The sequence below is a fragment of the Pseudomonas fluorescens group sp. PF-69 genome, from assembly GCF_054481235.1.
Window position 1 is genome coordinate 2917475 of sequence record NZ_JBTMNC010000001.1, and the last position, 17118, is coordinate 2934592.

Genomic DNA, 17118 nt, shown 5'->3' on the forward strand with positions numbered 1-17118 from the left:
AATTGGGTATTAATGGATAAAAAAGCCGCGCTGTCGTAAATACAGCGCGGCTCTTTTTGGCTTACGGTTTAATACTTACTGCACTTCCACCGCCAGGCTGTCACTGATCTTTTTCTGCCAGATGGCAGGACCGGTGATGTGTACCGACTCGCCGTTGCTGTCGACCGCAACAGTGACCGGCATGTCTTTCACGTCGAACTCGTAGATCGCTTCCATGCCCAGTTCGGCGAAAGCCACCACGCGGGATTTCTTGATGGCTTGCGCCACCAGGTAAGCCGCGCCGCCGACAGCCATCAGGTAGACGGCCTTGTAGTCCTTGATCGCCTCGATGGCGGTCGGGCCGCGTTCGGATTTGCCGATCATGCCCAGCAGGCCGGTTTGCTCGAGGATCTGACGGGTGAACTTGTCCATCCGCGTCGCGGTGGTCGGGCCAGCCGGGCCAACCACTTCTTCACGGACCGGATCGACCGGGCCGACGTAATAGATGAAGCGGCCCTTGAGGTCGACCGGCAGGGTTTCACCCTTGTTCAGCATCTCGACCATGCGCTTGTGCGCGGCGTCGCGACCGGTGAGCATCTTGCCGTTGAGCAGGATGGTTTCGCCCGGCTTCCAGCTCTGCACTTCTTCCGGGGTCAGGGTGTCGAGGTTCACGCGACGGGCCGACGGACCCGCTTCCCAGACGATTTCCGGGTAGGCGTCCAGCGGTGGCGCTTCCAGGGACGCCGGGCCGGAGCCGTCGAGCACGAAGTGTGCGTGGCGGGTGGCGGCGCAGTTCGGGATCATGCACACCGGCAACGAAGCGGCGTGGGTCGGGTAATCCATGATCTTCACGTCGAGCACGGTGGTCAGGCCGCCCAGGCCTTGGGCGCCGATACCCAACTGGTTGACCTTCTCGAACAGCTCCAGACGCATTTCTTCGATGCGGTTCTGTGGGCCGCGGGCCTTCAGTTCGTGGATGTCGATGGATTCCATCAACACTTCCTTGGCCATCACCGCGGCTTTCTCGGCGGTGCCGCCGATGCCGATGCCGAGCATGCCCGGTGGGCACCAGCCGGCGCCCATGGTCGGAACGGTCTTCAGCACCCAGTCGACGATCGAGTCGGACGGGTTGAGCATGGCCATTTTCGATTTGTTCTCGGAACCGCCGCCCTTGGCCGCCACGTCCACTTCCACGGTGTTACCCGGAACGATGGAGTAGTGGATAACGGCCGGGGTGTTGTCCTTGGTGTTCTTGCGAGCGCCTGCCGGGTCGGCAAGGATCGAGGCACGCAGGACGTTTTCCGGCAGGTTGTAGGCGCGACGCACGCCTTCGTTGATCATGTCGTCCAGGCTCATGGTGGCGCCATCCCAACGCACGTCCATGCCCACGCGGACAAACACGGTCACGATGCCGGTGTCTTGGCAGATCGGACGGTGGCCGGTGGCGCACATGCGCGAGTTGATCAGGATTTGAGCGATGGAGTCACGGGCAGCCGGCGATTCTTCACGCAGGTAGGCCTCGTGCATCGCCTGGATGAAATCCACGGGGTGGTAGTAGGAAATGAACTGCAGGGCGTCGGCAACGCTCTGAATCAGGTCGTCTTGCTTGATCACGGTCATGAGTCGCGCTCCTCTAAAAGACGGGAACATTCAATAAGGTGCTTGCAGCTTGGGTGCATCGGTCGGTTGCAAGCACCTTTCAAGGCACGCCGGGCATGCTGGCGCGACGCTAAAAAGGCGCGGCAGTATAACGCGCCTCGGTTCCGTAAACACCCGCCGGCAATCAATCGTTGGTCGCATACAGGCAGCAGCAGGTTTGGAACGGGCAGATAAAGGCATATTGCTTTTGTGGCGAGGTGGCTTGCTCCCGTTGAGCCGCGTGTATTCCTGTTATCCACCCTCGAAAATAGGATGGTCATTTATCGGCCACGCCACTAAAGTGACATACGGTCTGTAGAGTAGGACGCTCTGTCAGTCTCCTTTCATTCGGTGAGTCAACGATTGACCCATAACGCCATCCAGCGACTGTTGCTCAAGCGTTTCGCCCTTGCGGCCGGCACCTATGCCCTGGCATTGGTATTGCTGTGGCTGGCGTTTTTTACCGGGCACTATGAAGAGTCGCTCTCCGGCGTTGCCATTGGCAGCGCGCTGGTGGTCATCAGTCAGGCGACGCTGTTTGCACTGTTCTATTCGGGCCTCAACCTGCGCTTTGCCGACCCCAGCCTGACCGAAGCCCAAGTGTTGCTGGGGCTGGGGTGGCAGACCTGGCTGATCGCACACCTGGGGGATGCCCGTGGGGCGTTTCTGGTTTTTTACGTACTGATTCTGCTGTTCGGGCTGTTCCATCTGTCCCGTCGCTCATTTGTGCGTTGTGCCTCGCTGGTGTTTTTCAGTTTCAGCGCGATCACGCTGTGGGAGGGCTACCACTTCCAGTTGCCTGACCCGGCATTGGCGGCGTTGCAGGTGTGCGTGCTGTTGATCGTGCTGGTGTGGCTGGTGCTCTATGCCGGTTACGTACAGGCTTCGCGACACCGCATGCGTCAGCGGCGATTTGCCTTGCAGGCGCACCAGGACACGCTGCGCGGGATGATGCGTCAGCTCGAGGACCTGGTGGCCACCGATGAGTTGACCGGGTTGTTCAATCGCCGGCATTTCCTGCGCCTGGCGTCCCGCGAGTTGAACGCCATGGAGGTGGGTGTCGTGCATGGCCTGGCGCTGATCGATCTCGACCATTTCAAGCGTATCAACGATCTGCACGGCCACGCCGCAGGCGACCAGGTGTTGCAAGCCTTTGCCGGCGTGGCCTCGGCCTGTCTGCGCGACGGTGACGTGCTGGCCCGTTATGGCGGCGAGGAGTTCGTGGTGCTGCTGCCCGATTGCGATCCCGAAAGCTTGACCTCCTGTTGCGAGCGGCTACGCATCGCCTTCACCGATGTCGAATTGATTGGCCTGAATGTGCGCAGCCTCAGCCTGTCCGCCGGCATGACCCTGCTGGAACTCGGGGATGATCTTGACGATGCCTTGCAGCGCGCCGACCAGGCGCTTTATCGCGCCAAACGCGATGGCCGCAACCGTTGCGCGGCGGCCTGGGAAAACGTCGATGCCTGAGTTGCGTGTTGGCGACCGTCAATGGTCGGTGGCGGCGGGCAGTAATCTGCTGGATGCCCTGAATCAGAACGGCGTGTCGGTGCCCTACAGCTGTCGTGCCGGCAGTTGCCATGCGTGCCTGGTGCAATGTGTGCAAGGGCTGCCGAGCGACAGCCGTCCCGATGCCTTGAACACGGAACAGCGTCGGCAAGGCTGGCGCCTGGCCTGTCAGTGCCAGGTGGTCGAGGACCTGCAGGTGCACACCTTCGACCCGCAGCAGGATGGCCAGCCGGCCGAGGTCGCCGCCGTCGATTGGCTGAGCGCCAGCGTGTTGCGTTTGCGCCTGACCCCGCAGCGGCCATTGCGCTACAGCGCCGGCCAGCATCTGGTGTTGTGGGCGGGCAATGTGGCGCGGCCTTACTCCCTCGCCAGCCTGCCGCAAGATGACCGTTTTCTGGAGTTTCACCTCGATTGTCGACAGCCCGGGCAATTCAGCGATGCGGCGCGTCAACTGAAGATCGGCGATGGGATCCGTCTCGGCGAGTTGCGGGGCGGGGCCTTGCATTACGACCCGGACTGGCACGAGCGTCCGCTGTGGCTGATGGCTGCGGGCACCGGACTGGGGCCGCTGTTCGGGGTGTTGCGCGAAGCGTTGCGCCAGGATCACCAGGGTGCGATTCGTGTCATTCACCTGGCCCATGATGCCAATGAGCATTATCTGGCCAAACCCCTGCAAGCCCTGGCGGCGAACCGGTCGAACCTGAGTATCGAGCTGTGGACCGCGGCCGAGCTGCCGGCGGCTTTGGCGCAACTGCGGCTTGTTTCCCGGCAAACCCAGGCCTTACTCTGCGGAGCCCCCGACAGCATCGACGCCTTCGCCCGACGCCTGTACCTGGCGGGATTGCCGCGCAATCAACTGCTGGCCGACGTCTTCCTGCCCCGTGGTTGAGCGCTGATCTTTCAGACGCGAGACCTGTCATGACCGATGCCATCCAAGTTGAACGCGAACGGGGCCTGCTGACCCTGCGGCTGAATCGCCCCGACAAGAAAAACGCCCTGACCCGCGCCATGTACAGCCACTTGGCCGAAGCGCTGAAACTGGCCGACCACGACCCTGAAATCCATGCCGTACTGATCACGGGTTCCAGTGAGTGCTTCACCGCCGGCAACGACATCGCCGATTTCATCCAGCAACCGCCGAGCGGCCTCGACAGCCCGGTGTTCCAGTTCATGCTCAACCTGCTTGAATGCCGCAAACCGGTGATCGCGGCGGTGGCGGGTGCGGCGGTGGGCATTGGTACGACCCTGTTGCTGCATTGTGATCTGGTGTACGTCAGCCGCGATGCGCGTCTGCGCATGCCATTCGTCAACCTCGGTTTGTGCCCGGAATTCGGTTCCAGCCTGATCCTGCCTCGCTTGCTCGGGCAGGCCAGGGCGGCGGAGTTGCTGTTGCTCGGTGAGGGGTTCAGCGGTGAGCAGGCCGCCGCATGGGGCATTGCCTGCGAAGCCTTGGGCAGTGGCGAAGAGACGTTGGCCAAGGCGCGGGAAATGGCGCTGCGCTTCGAGTCGCTGCCGCCGGAAGCGGTGCGCATCAGCAAGCAATTGATGAGAGCGCCGGATCGGGAGATGTTGCGCAAGGTCATAGAAGAAGAGGGTGCGTTGTTTACACAACGGCTGCGTTCGCCGGAGGCATTGGCGGCGTTGACCGGGTTTATTAAACGGCATTGAATCTTCGCAGACTGGGCTGGCCTCATCGCGGGCAAGCCCGCTCCCACAGGATTTTGTGTTCGGCACAGGTTATGTCAACGACACCGGCTGCTGTGGGAGCGGGCTTGCCCGCGAAGAGGCCGGATCAGACAACACACCTGTCGAATCAGAAAACAAAAAAGCCCCGCCATTCACACGGCGGGGCTTTCGTTTTTCAACGGTTAGTCACTCAGACCATCGGGTCGCCAACGTGCAGGATTTTCATGCCGTTGGTGCCACCGGTGGTGTGGTAGCTGTCGCCCTTGGTCAGGATGACCCAGTCGCCTTTCACCACGATGCCGCGCTTGACCAGCTCGTCGATCGCCTTCTGGCTGACTTCGTTCGGCGCCAGCGAAGCCGGATCGAACGGAATGGTGTACACGCCACGGAACAGCGCCGCGCGAGCCTGGGCTTCACGGTGCGGGGTGAACGCGTAGATCGGCACCGAGGAACGGATGCGCGACATGATCAGCGGGGTGTAGCCGCTTTCGGTCAACGCGATGATCGCCTTCACGCCCGGGAAGTGGTTGGCGGTGTACATGGTCGCCAGGGCAATGCTCTCGTCGCAACGAGTGAATTCCTTGCCGATGCGGTGGCTGGACGTCTTGCTGGTCGGGTGCTTTTCAGCGCCGACACAGATGCGGGCCATGGCCTGCACGGCCTCCAGCGGATACAGACCGGCGGCACTTTCCGCAGAAAGCATCACGGCGTCGGTGTAGTCGAGCACGGCGTTGGCCACGTCGGACACTTCAGCACGGGTCGGCATCGGGTTCTGGATCATCGACTCCATCATCTGGGTCGCCACGATCACGGCCTTGTTGTGGCGGCGTGCATGCAGAATGATTTTCTTCTGGATGCCCACCAGCTCGGCGTCGCCGATTTCCACGCCCAGGTCACCACGGGCCACCATCACCGCGTCGGATGCCTGGATCAGGCCGTCGAGGGTTTCGTCATCGGCCACGGCTTCGGCGCGTTCGATCTTCGCCACCAGCCAGGCGGTGCCGCCAGCTTCGTCGCGCAGTTGACGGGCGTATTCCATGTCGGCGGCGTCACGCGGGAACGATACGGCGAGGTAGTCGACCTGCATTTCGGCGGCGAGCTTGATGTCAGCCTTGTCTTTTTCGGTCAGGGCCGGTGCGGTCAGGCCACCACCGCGACGGTTGATGCCTTTGTGGTCCGACAGCGGACCGCCGATGGTCACGGTGCAGTGCAGTTCGGTGGCGGTGGCGGTATCGACACGCATCACGACGCGACCGTCGTCGAGCAGCAGCTCGTCGCCCACGCCGCAGTCCTTGACCAGGTCCGGGTAATCGATGCCGACCACTTGCTGGTTGCCTTCGGTCAGCGGATGGCTGGTGGAGAAGGTGAATTGATCACCGATCTTCAGCTCGATGCGCTTGTTGGCGAATTTGGCGATACGGATTTTCGGGCCTTGCAGGTCACCCAGCAGGGCCACGAAGCGGCCATGCTTGGCAGCGAGATCACGCACCAGCTTGGCGCGAGCCTTATGCTCGTCGGGGGTGCCGTGGGAGAAGTTCAGACGGGCGACGTCCAGGCCAGCCAGAATCAGCTGTTCGAGAACTTCCGGCGAGTTACTGGCCGGGCCAAGGGTGGCAACGATTTTGGTACGACGGACGGACATGCAAAGACTCCTGAGTTCAAGCGCTGAGTGAGGCTACTATGGTCCGAAGTTGTAGTCATTGTTCGTAAGCACTACTTATTGCTTTCTTTATTGAACCTGGCAACTTTGCGCCCGGCGGCCTGAAGATTTCCGCTCGCGGGTCGATACAGCGTTCAAGACAGGAGATCCCCCATGCGATTCATGCTCATTGCCGCCCTTGCCCTCAGCGCCACGGGTTGCGTTCGTTTTGCGATGAACCATCATTTGAACAATGCCTATAGCGCCTATGACCGGGGTAATTGCGAGCAGGTGATGCTTGAGTTGTCCAAGGTCGAGCGTGATAGTCGGGCGCGACCTTACGTGTGGCCGGAAGTCTCGATGATGCGCGGTCAGTGCCTGGAACGGCAGAAGATGTTTATCGATGCGGCTCAGACTTACCAATTCATTATCGCGACCTATCCGCAGAGCGAGTACGCCTACCGCGCCCGCGCCCGCCTGGAAACCCTGCAGAGCCTGGGCCACTACCCGACTCGCAGTGCGGCAGTGGTGCGTCCGACCCGGTTCTGATGTCAGTGGTCATCTGATGTCTGGCCTACCGGCAGTGGTGAGCTATAGTCGAATAGACCGGTTTTAGAGCCTTGTCTCTAAACCGAGGTAACACCTGTGATCGGCAGATGTAAGCGGCAGCGGTTTTCGGCGACTGTCGCACCGGGATCGGGGAGAGCGGGCCGCCCGTGGCTGTCAAACCACACCAGGCAGGTCTGTTCCGAAGCATTGGTGCGGCCCTGCTTAGGGGCCTTGCATAGCGAATTCAGCATGTTCACTGACCGCCGGATCGAGCGGCATCAACTGCCGTATTTTCTGAAAGTGTTCAACAGCATCACCGACAAACCCATCGGCTTTCTGGGCAACGTGTCCGAGGACGGGCTGATGCTGATCAGTCAGTTGCCCCTGATGATCGGCGCGGACTTCGATTTGCGCCTTAAGATCCCCGCCAGCGATGGTTGCCAACAGGTCATCGACCTGCAGGCGTGTTGCCTGTGGTGCCACGAAGACGCAACCCCTCAGCACTATGACGCCGGGTTCAGCTTGCAACGCCCACCGCCGGAGTATGGGCAACTGGTAGAGGCGTTGAAGCAGTACTTCAGTTTTCAGACGTTGCCGGCTTCGGCGTGACAGGCAAAGGTTGCAGCCAGCAACTGGCTGCGACTTTTTTGATATCGGGGGCCTCAGTCTGGCTTGCGATCAAGACCCTATACCTCTAGCAACCATAGCCTCTTAAAGGCATTTCCTGTCGCAGATGGGTAGTGGCGAATGACCGCAGATGACCTGTGAAAAATAAGGTTGGCTGGATAAATAGAACGGTTTTTTCTGAATGTTTGGAAATTAAATTATTCCTGTTATGCCTTTTTCATCTTGAGAACTGTCAGATCTGACAGTGGTTGGTTCTCCTGCTTATGGGGTAATTTTTGAATGCGTTCTTAAATTTCCTGAGGAGTTACTGAGATGAGTGTCGAAAATACAAAAGAGTCACGCGTGACGCAGTTCGTAATTGCGGAAGATTTTGCAGACGGTGACTTTCGAGAGGTGGGTGAAGGCGAGCCGTTTACCGATGAATTTTGGAAAGATGTTCCGGTTGATGTTTTTCATCACCAGCATAAGCGTGTTGTAGAATTGAAGGGCCAATTGCAATACCAATATAGATTTGACGGTTCGACGGTGTATGTCAGAACTTTGGCCTATTATCTGACTAGTCGGCCGGCTAACAGTCATTGGAATAGGGCAAATTTGGATATTCAACTTGAAGGTCTTATTACACATCGGGTTAACTCGCCTGATGCAATGAGCCAAAATTTTCAGTGGCATTCCTATATTACATATGCGAATGTTTATTTTCAAGAGGGGAGTGGTCCGTTTTTTAATGTTCGAATTGAATATGATGGAAAAAATAATGGCGTTGGTGAGACTGAAAGTTGGGGGAATAAAGTTCAGCTCGTGCGTCGCCCATAATTAGCTGTCGGTTGTGTTTAAAAAGTATTGATGGTTGTCGCTTCTGGCAAGCGGATTTCTCGCTTTTTGGTCAATGAAATAAGGTTTTTCGGTTTTTGGCGACGGCATAGCCATGATTTATTTTAGTTTGGTTTTTTGCCGTATATTCGTCATGAATATGTTGTCGTCGGTTTTTTTTTTTTTGATCTGCTTTCTGTAGAGGTTGTCGATTGTATGGCTGCTGCGGGGTTATGAGTGTTTAGCTCTAAGATATAGGCGGCGTGGTTTGACTTTATTGGTTTTTTTTGGGGGGTGTAGGGTTTTTGATCGGGTTTTTACTTGTTGTAGGAAAGGGGGGTGGGTTTTGTCAGGTTTGGGGGCGCATAGCGCTTGAAGTTGATGTGTTGTGCAGTTATTAGTTTGTTGTGTGAGGTAATTAGCGTTGTTGGGGCGTTGTCGGGCGGGGTGGTGCGGTTACGTCAAAAAAATGCGCAAATATTCACGGCGTCTGGGTTAATAATTATTTTGTTGTGGGTTTGAGTGTGTTAATGGTTTTGTTGTTTTGATTTTTTTTAGTTTGAGTATCTCGTTGATAATACTAAGCCGAGCTCTCAACGCGTAACATTCAGAACCGATACGCCATTTGTACTGAACTCGTTATGGAGTTCGTTCCGTTTATTCAAGAAATCTACCGTACCGCAGTATGCCATTGCCTTGGACTCGCGTGGCCTACCAGTCAATTGCCGGAGGCTGTCATTCTCGCGAAATTCGCGTAATTAATGAAATTTCAGCCCTGGCCACGTCGCTAATGTTGGCGTACGCCGAGCTGGCTGAACAAGTTGCCCACAGCCAGTAACTAGCGGCAGGCGAAATTCGGACAGACGCGGATATGAAAGCAGAGAGAGGATGGCGCGTGTTGTAGACAACTGATCGTGCCGAGGAGTAGCCGAACGGCAACAGGTAGACAAATCGTAACAGGTTACGCAGTAGCGACGCGGACGAGTCAATGGGTGTGCCGTCATCCGGCACCACGCGCCGGCCCATCCACTGTTCGCCCAGCGAGCATCCCTGATTGGAGACTTCGAAAGGCACCATGTACCACTGGCTCACGGCGAAAATCTGTAGCGAGCCCAGCCCTGCGCCGAGTTTTCCACGCATCGCCAGAACAATGAACTGCAAGCCGAGGATCAAACCACGCAGCATCAGGCCGAAGGAGAGCGCCGGTATACCAACCATCAACCCGGCTGGGCGCGGTGTGAAATCGATGCCCTCGGGCATTTCGACTTGATGCCGCGTATCCAGGAGGAACAGCATCGTCTTCCTTAGCTGCGCTGTAGTCTCTCGCATAAGCAACTTGATGATGTGGCCTGAGCAGGATGGACTCTCGAAAGGATGCAGGCAGTTTCTCCGGGGCATACGACATAACTTGTAACGCACGCCAAGCAAGCAACGGTGCGTGAACGACAAGATTGCTGGCCGGGGCGGGATGTGAACGCCTAGACTTTGCCGATCTTCAGTTCAGGAATAGCCCGTGACCTCCATCTTCTGGTACGACTATGAAACGACGGGCATCAACCCCCGTTGCGATCGCCCACTGCAAATGGCGGGACTGCGTACCGACTTCGATCTCAATGAAATAGACGAGCCGGTCAATCTCTATTGTCAGCCCGGTGATGACATCCTGCCGCATCCGGCGGCCTGCGCGATCACCGGCATAACCCCGGGTCAATTGGCCGAGCACGGCCTGAGTGAAGCTGACTTCATGACCCGGGTGCATGCCCAACTGGCGGCGCCCGGTACTTGCGGTGCGGGTTACAACACCTTGCGTTTCGACGACGAAATGACCCGATACAGCCTCTATCGCAACTTCTTCGACCCGTACGCGAGGGAGTGGCAGGGTGGTAACAGTCGCTGGGACCTGATCGATGTGGTGCGCGCGGCCTATGCCTTGCGCCCCGATGGCATCGTCTGGCCGATGGATGAAGAAGGCCGGGTGACGCTCAAGCTCGAACGTTTGACCGCCGCCAATGGCATCGACCATGGCAACGCCCACGAAGCGCTATCGGATGTACGGGCCACCATCGCGCTGGCGCGGCTGATCCGGGAAAAGCAACCGAAGCTGTATGACTGGCTGTTCAATCTGCGCAGCAAGCAGAAGGTGTTGGATCAGATTCGACTGCTGCAGCCGATGGTGCATGTCTCCGGGCGCTTTTCCGCGGCGCGCAATTACGTCGGTGTGGTGTTGCCCCTGGCCTGGCACCCGCGTAACAAGAACGCCTTGATCGTCTGTGATCTGCAGCTGGATCCTCAGGGTTTGCTCGACCTGGACGCCGAGACATTGCGACAGCGGTTGTATACCCGTCGCGAAGAACTGGCCGAAGGTGAGTTGCCGGTCCCACTCAAGCTCATTCACATCAATAAATGCCCGGTGGTGGCGCCGATGTCGGTACTTCGCCCGGAAGATCAGCAGCGGCTGGGGCTGGATATGGCGCTTTATCAGCAGCGTGCGCTGCAGCTAAACGATGCGCAAAAAGTTTGGCAGGATAAAGTTTCGGCGATATACGCCCGGGAGGATTTCTCCGCGAATCAGGACCCGGAACAACAGCTATACGACGGTTTTATCGGTGATCGCGATCGACGCCTGTGCGAACAAGTGCGAATGGCCGATCCGACACAATTAGCGCAAGCGCAATGGCCATTCGATGATGAGCGTTTGCCGGAATTATTGTTTCGATATCGCGCACGTAACTTTCCCGATACGTTGAGTGCCGACGAGCAAGAGCGCTGGCGATTATTCTGTCAGAAACGTTTGTCAGTGCCTGAGTGGGGAGCGCCCAATACCCTGGAAAGTTTCGTACAGACCGCAGCCCAACTGAATGTTACTGCGACACCGTTTCAAAAATCGGTGCTGAATGAATGGCAGGAATATGTCCAGGTGTTGCGTAAACGTTTGAGTCTTTGAAAACGAAAATCCCCGAAGCCTGAACTCCGGGCATAAAAAAACGCCAGCGCATGCTGGCGTTCTTTTGGGTCGCAGATCAGTCTGCGACAAGCGCTGCGGCTTAGCCCAGCAGGGTAGCCCAGCCTTCAACCACGTCGCCGCCCCACTTGGCTTTCCACTCTTTCAGAGTCTTGTGGTTGCCACCTTTGGTTTCGATGACTTCGCCGTTGTGCGGGTTTTTGTATTGTTTAACTTTGCGAGCACGCTTGGTGCCGGTAGTTTTTACTGCGCCGCCGCGTGGAGCTTTGGTTTTGGATTCTGGATCCAGCAACGCGATGATGTCGCGCAGGGACTTGGAGTATTCGCCCATCAGGGTGCGCAGTTTGCCTTCGAATTCCAGCTCGGTTTGCAGTTTGTCGTCTTGGGACAGGTTCTTCAAACGGGCTTGCAGCTCTTTGATAGCTTCTTCGGTGGCGCGATATTCGTTGATCAGGGACATGATGACTACCTTATGCAGGTCATAGGATGGCAGGGAACAGTGTCGCAATAATAGTCAGGGTGTTTCATCAAGTAAACATTAAAGGGAGGTTTATTTAATTTAGTCGCGATGAAAATCGCCGCACAATGGATGTGCGGTTAAATAGTGCGATACACCGGCGCGGATATTCACAATTGTATGCTTGTAGATGTTTAACAACGCTGCTGTTACCGCCGGTTGCCGACGGCGGCAAAGGTCCTGTCGCTGGCGTTCGGGCAAGGTGCTACGTCATCAATACTGCAGTTTTGCTGCGCAATCGTTAGAATGCCCGCCTTTGCGAAGTTCTGGAGTTTCCCCTCATGCGCACTTTTCGGCTGGTGATTTCTTGCCCGGACCGCGTCGGCATCGTTGCCAAAGTCAGTAATTTTCTGGCGTCCCATAATGGCTGGATCACTGAAGCGAGTCATCACTCGGACAATCTCAGTGGCTGGTTCTTCATGCGTCACGAAATTCGTGCCGACTCGCTGCCTTTCGGTATCGAAGCCTTGCGCGAAGCCTTTGCGCCGATTGCCGAAGAATTCTCGATGGACTGGCGCATCACCGATACCGAGCAGAAGAAGCGCGTGGTCCTGATGGCCAGCCGCGAGTCCCATTGCCTGGCCGATTTGCTGCATCGCTGGCACAGCGACGAACTGGACTGTGAAATCGCCTGCGTGATTTCCAACCACGACGACCTGCGCAGCATGGTCGAATGGCACGGCATTCCTTACTACCACGTGCCGGTCAATCCACAGGACAAGGAGCCGGCGTTCGCCGAGGTCTCGCGCCTGGTCAAACAGCACGATGCCGAAGTGGTCGTACTGGCCCGCTACATGCAGATCCTGCCGCCGGAACTGTGCCGCGAATATGCGCACAAGGTCATCAACATTCACCACAGCTTCCTGCCATCGTTCGTCGGTGCCAAGCCGTACCACCAGGCTTCCCTGCGTGGTGTGAAACTGATCGGTGCGACCTGCCACTATGTGACCGAAGAGCTGGACGCCGGTCCGATCATCGAGCAGGACGTGGTGCGCGTCAGTCACAGCGACAGCATCGAAGACATGGTGCGTTTCGGTCGTGACGTCGAGAAAATGGTGCTGGCCCGCGGTCTGCGTTATCACCTGGAAGACCGGGTGCTGGTGCACGGCAACAAAACCGTGGTGTTCTGACCGTCGCCACACGACACGGTTGAAATTCGGAGGGCCTGGGCGTTCAATCGCTTCAGGCCCTTCGCCGTTTCTACACTGAGGATATGTCTATGGCCGATCCACTGGATAAAGCCACTTCCAGGGCACCCGCCACGCTGGGGGAAGGCTGTTTGAGTCGTTATGACCCGGATGACATGAGCCCGGAGGACGGCACGGAGTTTCCCGGCGCGGCCCAATTGTGGGAGCAATTGCAGGATCAGCCCGAACAACCGCCTAAGCCTGCTTGAAGTTCATCAGCTTCTTGAGCAAGGGTCGGCCAAGCATCAATAGAAATACCGGGCCACCCACCAGCAGATAGAAGTAGTAAGTCACCGCCCGCCAGATCAGGATCGCCGCAGCTGCCGTGGATTTCCCCACCATGGGCGCCAACAGCGCCGCCGACGTCAATTCCGCCGCCCCCGCGCCACCCGGCAACAGACTGAATTGCCCTGCACTCAATGACAGCATCTGGATCAGAAAACTCCAGGCCCACTGCAAGTCCGCGCCGAGCCCGCGCAACGCCAGGTACAACACGCTGTAACGCAAGGCCCAATGCAGGCAGGTCAGGGCAAACACCGTGATCAATGTCTGAAAGGGCAGCTTCAGGGTGTCGGTAAAGGCTGCCAGGAAATGCAGGAGCTTACGGGCCCAGCGAACCCGGGTGCTGGCTTTGACATTGAGACGCGCCAGCAATCGGCCAGTCAGACGGATCAGTCCGCGATGATAGCGAGCCACGACAATGCAACTGATCAATCCGCCGAACATCGAGACGGCGCTGACGGTCAGCAACCACTCCATGCGTTGGCTGAGGTGCTGGAACAGGGCATAAATCAGAATCCCGCTCAGCGCGCAGAGAAAGAACAGCAAGTCACTGAGCTGGTCCATGGCGAACACCGCGCTGCCCCTCGCCGGACGCACGCCGTTGCGTGCCAGCAGGGCCATGATCGTCAGCGGTCCGCCGCTGCCGCCCGGCGTGGCGCAGTAGGCAAATTCGGCGGCCATCACGACGCCGAGGCTTTTGACCGGGCTGACCTTGCCGCGTTGATCTCCCAGCAGCAAGCGCAAACGCAGCGTATTGATCAACCAGCACAACAGGATCATGCCGAACATGATCAACAATTCGCTCAAGGGAAAACTCTGCAATCGCGACCAGGTCTCGCTTCCTCCCAATAGCCAGGGGATCAGCACCGCGGCAAGCAGGCCGACGAACAGCAGAAAGCCGCGACTCATGCGGCACGACCCATGCGATCGTCGTGCCGTGCCAGCCAGCTCGCCTTGGTCATCGGCTTTCGCCCCTCGGCGATCAGGCGCTTGAGGGTTTGCAGCCAGTAGCTACGCGAGAACTCATGGCGCATGTCCACCGGGTGCAGGCCGAGTCGAATCACCGATGCTTGTCGCCAGCGTTGTTCGCGTTGATCACTGACCAGCTTCGATATTCCCCGGCGCCAGGCACTGCGCGCACTCCAGACCAGACCCGGGGCATCGACGACGGCGAAATCCGGCAGTCGATAGAGGTGTTGCGGGTCGCTGGTGTAACTCAGCGGCAATTGGCGCAGGGCTTGGCGTGTGCCTTCGCTCATCAGCCACGCGGGAGCGACGAAGCCATGCAGCGGCCAACGGTAACGCTGAAACATTTCGATGCCGGCGTGCAGGCGGGTGAGGGCCGCTTCCCGGGTCAGGCTGTAGAACTCGCCTTCGTGGGTGTAGAGCCGGCGCATGAACCAGTCTCGGGGATTGCTCGCCATTGGTCCGTCGTCGCAATGGAAATAACCGTGCAACGCCAGTTCATCACCGCGAGCCAGGCGTCCGCTGAGCAGGCGACGGAATCCCGGATGCGCCTCCAGGTCATCGTGTTTGTGGAAGTTCGGCACCACCAGCCAGGTCATCGGCACGTTGCCCAAAGCATCGACGGCTTCGACAAAGGGCTGATAATCGGCCCAGGTGTGTGGTGCGACGTCGTGCAGCACCAGCAACAGGCTGGGCGGGGCCATGGGCTCAGCCATTGGCCACCTGCGGCCATTGGCTGCCGAGTACGGCGTGATAGTGACCGAGCAGGCTGTTGACCACGGTGTCCCAAGAGTAATGTCGTTCGACATGGCGCCGCGCTTGTTGGCCGAGGGCGGCGCAGCCCTGATCGAACAGTTCGTGCACCGCATTGGCCATCGCCTGCGGATCGTTGGGCGTACAGAGCAAGCCGCATTGACGGGTGACAATTTCCTCAAAGGCCCCGGCCGCGGCGGCCACCACCGGAATTCCGCTGGCCATGGCTTCGAGGATCACCAGGCCAAAGGTCTCCTGGTCACCGGCATGCAGCAACGCATCGGCACTGGCCATCAGGCGGGCGACTTGCGCGGCGGGGCAGAATTCGTCGACGACAGTGACATTATCCGGCACCGCAGCCGGCATCGAAGAGCCCACCAGCAGCAAGTGATAGCGCCGGCCCAGGCGCTTCATGCACTCAAGCAGCACAGGCAGGTTTTTTTCCTTGGAACCGCGCCCGGCAAAGATCAGCAAATGGGTGTTTTCATCGATGCCCAGTTCGGCTCGCAGCCCCGGATCACGGGCGTCGGGGTGAAAGGTCTGCAAGTCGACGCCCAAAGGCTGCACGAAAACGTTCTTCACCCCCAGGCCTGTCAGTTTTTCAGCCATGATCCGACTGGGTGCCAGCACGCGGTCGAAATTGCCGTAGAGCTTCCTGACATAAGCCTCGATGTTGGGGGTGACCCAATTGCCCATCCGGTTGCTGATCAGCAGCGGCAGGTCCGAGTGGTAAAAACCAATGACCGGCACGTCCAGTTGCCGTCGGGCATCCAGGGCGGCCCAGGCGGTGAGGTAAGGGTCGCCAACCTCGATCAGGTCCGGTTGCAAATCATGGAGGACATTGCGCCAGGGCGCGAGGCGGAGAGGGAAACGATAACCCTTGCCGAAGGGCAGGGCGGGCGCTGGAACGGTGTAAATGCCATCACGTTCGCTAAAAGAGGCCCCAGGGATCAACAAACTGTGGCGGATACCCGGCCGGTTGCACAGGCGACGGTGTTTGGCATCCAGATAAGTGCGCACGCCACCGCTGGCGGGGGCGTAGAACATGGTTATGTCGGCTATGTGCACGATCAACATCCCTCCGGTCCGTTGCTCTCCCTTGGTTGACCTTAATGAAGAATAGTTGTTCGGTTGCGGATTTGTGGGCGAGGACGGAGGTAACGGCGATGTTGTGGCGAGGGAACTTGCTCCCTCGCCACAAGGGGGGGATCAGACGCTAGATTCGGAAACTGCCCACCAGGTGCTGCAGTCGCGCCGCCTGTTGTTCCAGATCGGCACAGGCGCGCAAGGTCGCTTGCAGGTTTTCCACACCTTCTTGATTGAGGGTGTTGATTTCGGTGATGTCCACGTTGATCGACTCGACCACGGCCGTCTGCTCTTCGGTCGCCGTGGCCACCGACTGGTTCATGCCGTCGATTTCGCCGATGCGTTGGGTCACGCTGCTCAGGCGTTCGCCCGCCAGGTTGGCGATGTCCACGCTGTCCTGACTGTGGCGCTGGCTGTCGCTCATGGTACTGACGGATTCGCGCGCGCCGACTTGCAGCTCCTCGATCATGGTCTGTACCTGTTGCGCCGACTCCTGGGTACGGTGCGCCAGGTTGCGAACTTCGTCGGCGACCACGGCAAACCCGCGTCCGGCTTCACCCGCTCGTGCGGCTTCGATGGCGGCGTTGAGGGCCAGCAGGTTGGTTTGCTGGGAAATGCTGGTGATCACTTCGAGAATCTGCCCGATGTTCACGGTTTTGCTGTTGAGCGACTCGATGTTGCTGCTGGAGGCGCTGAGCATGCTCGATAGCTGATTCATCGCGGCAATGCTGCGATCGACCACGTGCTGGCCGTCTTCTGCCAGGCTGCGGGCATCGCTGGCCTGGGTCGAGGCTTGCGCGGCGTTGCGGGCGATCTCCTGGGCGGCGGCGCCGAGCTGATTGATGGCTGCCGCCACACTGTTGGTGCGCGAAGCCTGCTGGTCGGAGTTGTACATCGAGGAGTTCGAGGCCGCGACGACCCGCAA

The 17118-nt window shown here is 58.6% G+C and carries 16 protein-coding genes and 1 pseudogene; 9 read left to right on the top strand and 8 right to left on the bottom strand.

What is annotated here, in order from left to right:
* Positions 1-75 precede the first annotated feature (75 nt).
* Positions 76-1599: a fumarate hydratase gene (locus tag ACX3YF_RS13515; RefSeq protein WP_130204545.1), complete on the bottom strand. Its 1524-nt coding sequence runs from the start codon at positions 1597-1599 to the stop codon at positions 76-78.
* A gap of 381 nt (positions 1600-1980) precedes the next feature.
* Between ACX3YF_RS13515 and ACX3YF_RS13520 the strand changes: the two genes are divergently transcribed.
* Genes ACX3YF_RS13520 through ACX3YF_RS13530 form a run of 3 tightly spaced genes read left to right on the top strand, consistent with a single transcriptional unit; the run spans position 1981 to position 4794 of the window.
* Positions 1981-3087: a GGDEF domain-containing protein gene (locus ACX3YF_RS13520; RefSeq protein ID WP_130204547.1), complete on the top strand. Its 1107-nt coding sequence runs from the start codon at positions 1981-1983 to the stop codon at positions 3085-3087.
* Entirely contained in the window at positions 3080-4015 is a 936-nt protein-coding gene (locus tag ACX3YF_RS13525) for an iron-sulfur-binding ferredoxin reductase (RefSeq protein ID WP_458973813.1), read from the top strand. The genes ACX3YF_RS13520 and ACX3YF_RS13525 overlap by 8 nt, the downstream gene beginning before the upstream one ends.
* Positions 4016-4044: 29 nt before the next feature.
* Positions 4045-4794, top strand: coding sequence for an enoyl-CoA hydratase-related protein (locus ACX3YF_RS13530; protein WP_130204551.1), 750 nt, complete (start codon positions 4045-4047; stop codon positions 4792-4794).
* A 208-nt stretch (positions 4795-5002) separates the two neighbouring features.
* Here the strand turns inward: ACX3YF_RS13530 and pyk are convergent, their stop codons facing one another.
* Complete coding sequence (pyk, locus tag ACX3YF_RS13535) at positions 5003-6454, bottom strand: pyruvate kinase (protein ID WP_090464694.1); 1452 nt, start codon at positions 6452-6454, stop codon at positions 5003-5005.
* A 171-nt stretch (positions 6455-6625) separates the two neighbouring features.
* Between pyk and ACX3YF_RS13540 the strand changes: the two genes are divergently transcribed.
* From ACX3YF_RS13540 to ACX3YF_RS13550, 3 genes are all read left to right on the top strand, one after another.
* Complete coding sequence (locus ACX3YF_RS13540; protein WP_047532566.1) at positions 6626-7000, top strand: tetratricopeptide repeat protein; 375 nt, start codon at positions 6626-6628, stop codon at positions 6998-7000.
* A 249-nt stretch (positions 7001-7249) separates the two neighbouring features.
* Positions 7250-7609, top strand: a complete 360-nt coding sequence (locus ACX3YF_RS13545) for a PilZ domain-containing protein (RefSeq protein ID WP_130204553.1) — start codon at positions 7250-7252, stop codon at positions 7607-7609.
* A 330-nt stretch (positions 7610-7939) separates the two neighbouring features.
* Positions 7940-8443, top strand: coding sequence for a hypothetical protein (locus tag ACX3YF_RS13550; RefSeq protein WP_458973814.1), 504 nt, complete (start codon positions 7940-7942; stop codon positions 8441-8443).
* A gap of 892 nt (positions 8444-9335) precedes the next feature.
* On the opposite strand, the pseudogene ACX3YF_RS13555 reads toward ACX3YF_RS13550, so the two are convergent.
* Positions 9336-9769 (bottom strand): annotated as a pseudogene (locus ACX3YF_RS13555) (RDD family protein); the annotation flags it as partial.
* Between the two features lie 184 nt (positions 9770-9953).
* Between ACX3YF_RS13555 and sbcB the strand changes: the two are divergent.
* Positions 9954-11384: an exodeoxyribonuclease I gene (gene sbcB, locus ACX3YF_RS13560; protein ID WP_458973815.1), complete on the top strand. Its 1431-nt coding sequence runs from the start codon at positions 9954-9956 to the stop codon at positions 11382-11384.
* Positions 11385-11484: 100 nt separating this feature from the next.
* Here sbcB and mvaT read toward each other — a convergent pair whose 3' ends face one another.
* Complete coding sequence (mvaT, locus tag ACX3YF_RS13565; protein ID WP_007933316.1) at positions 11485-11862, bottom strand: histone-like nucleoid-structuring protein MvaT; 378 nt, start codon at positions 11860-11862, stop codon at positions 11485-11487.
* A 338-nt stretch (positions 11863-12200) separates the two neighbouring features.
* Here mvaT and purU point away from each other — a divergent pair, with 338 nt between their 5' ends.
* Complete coding sequence (gene purU, locus ACX3YF_RS13570; protein WP_020797876.1) at positions 12201-13049, top strand: formyltetrahydrofolate deformylase; 849 nt, start codon at positions 12201-12203, stop codon at positions 13047-13049.
* Positions 13050-13138: 89 nt separating this feature from the next.
* Positions 13139-13315 carry a hypothetical protein gene (locus ACX3YF_RS13575; protein ID WP_458944378.1) on the top strand — a complete coding sequence of 59 codons (177 nt, stop codon included), beginning with the start codon at positions 13139-13141 and terminating at the stop codon, positions 13313-13315.
* Here ACX3YF_RS13575 and ACX3YF_RS13580 read toward each other — a convergent pair.
* From ACX3YF_RS13580 to ACX3YF_RS13595, 4 genes are all read right to left on the bottom strand, one after another.
* On the bottom strand, positions 13302-14297 hold the full coding sequence (locus ACX3YF_RS13580; RefSeq protein ID WP_458944379.1) for a lysylphosphatidylglycerol synthase transmembrane domain-containing protein: 996 nt from the start codon (positions 14295-14297) through the stop codon (positions 13302-13304). The genes ACX3YF_RS13575 and ACX3YF_RS13580 overlap by 14 nt on opposite strands.
* Positions 14294-15070 (bottom strand): DUF2334 domain-containing protein, encoded by a 777-nt coding sequence (locus ACX3YF_RS13585; RefSeq protein ID WP_458973816.1) that lies wholly within the window; start codon positions 15068-15070, stop codon positions 14294-14296. Before ACX3YF_RS13585 ends, ACX3YF_RS13580 begins: the two co-directional genes overlap by 4 nt.
* Positions 15063-16184, bottom strand: coding sequence for a glycosyltransferase family 4 protein (locus ACX3YF_RS13590; RefSeq protein WP_458973817.1), 1122 nt, complete (start codon positions 16182-16184; stop codon positions 15063-15065). Before ACX3YF_RS13590 ends, ACX3YF_RS13585 begins: the two co-directional genes overlap by 8 nt.
* Before the next feature lie 139 nt (positions 16185-16323).
* Positions 16324-17088: a methyl-accepting chemotaxis protein gene (locus ACX3YF_RS13595; protein ID WP_371919898.1), complete on the bottom strand. Its 765-nt coding sequence runs from the start codon at positions 17086-17088 to the stop codon at positions 16324-16326.
* Positions 17089-17118 lie beyond the last annotated feature (30 nt).

Bases quoted from the DNA above. Each gene is read 5' to 3' on its own strand.
- ACX3YF_RS13550 (WP_458973814.1), top strand. From the start codon at position 7,940: ATGAGTGTCGAAAATACAAAAGAGTCACGCGTGACGCAGTTCGTAATT.
- ACX3YF_RS13590 (WP_458973817.1), bottom strand. From the start codon at position 16,184: ATGTTGATCGTGCACATAGCCGACATAACCATGTTCTACGCCCCCGCC.
- ACX3YF_RS13540 (WP_047532566.1), top strand. From the start codon at position 6,626: ATGCGATTCATGCTCATTGCCGCCCTTGCCCTCAGCGCCACGGGTTGC.
- purU (WP_020797876.1), top strand. From the start codon at position 12,201: ATGCGCACTTTTCGGCTGGTGATTTCTTGCCCGGACCGCGTCGGCATC.
- ACX3YF_RS13545 (WP_130204553.1), top strand. From the start codon at position 7,250: ATGTTCACTGACCGCCGGATCGAGCGGCATCAACTGCCGTATTTTCTG.
- ACX3YF_RS13580 (WP_458944379.1), bottom strand. From the start codon at position 14,297: ATGAGTCGCGGCTTTCTGCTGTTCGTCGGCCTGCTTGCCGCGGTGCTG.
- ACX3YF_RS13585 (WP_458973816.1), bottom strand. From the start codon at position 15,070: ATGGCTGAGCCCATGGCCCCGCCCAGCCTGTTGCTGGTGCTGCACGAC.
- ACX3YF_RS13595 (WP_371919898.1), bottom strand. From the start codon at position 17,088: ATGTACAACTCCGACCAGCAGGCTTCGCGCACCAACAGTGTGGCGGCA.
- ACX3YF_RS13575 (WP_458944378.1), top strand. From the start codon at position 13,139: ATGGCCGATCCACTGGATAAAGCCACTTCCAGGGCACCCGCCACGCTG.
- pyk (WP_090464694.1), bottom strand. From the start codon at position 6,454: ATGTCCGTCCGTCGTACCAAAATCGTTGCCACCCTTGGCCCGGCCAGT.
- ACX3YF_RS13515 (WP_130204545.1), bottom strand. From the start codon at position 1,599: ATGACCGTGATCAAGCAAGACGACCTGATTCAGAGCGTTGCCGACGCC.
- ACX3YF_RS13525 (WP_458973813.1), top strand. From the start codon at position 3,080: ATGCCTGAGTTGCGTGTTGGCGACCGTCAATGGTCGGTGGCGGCGGGC.
- ACX3YF_RS13530 (WP_130204551.1), top strand. From the start codon at position 4,045: ATGACCGATGCCATCCAAGTTGAACGCGAACGGGGCCTGCTGACCCTG.
- mvaT (WP_007933316.1), bottom strand. From the start codon at position 11,862: ATGTCCCTGATCAACGAATATCGCGCCACCGAAGAAGCTATCAAAGAG.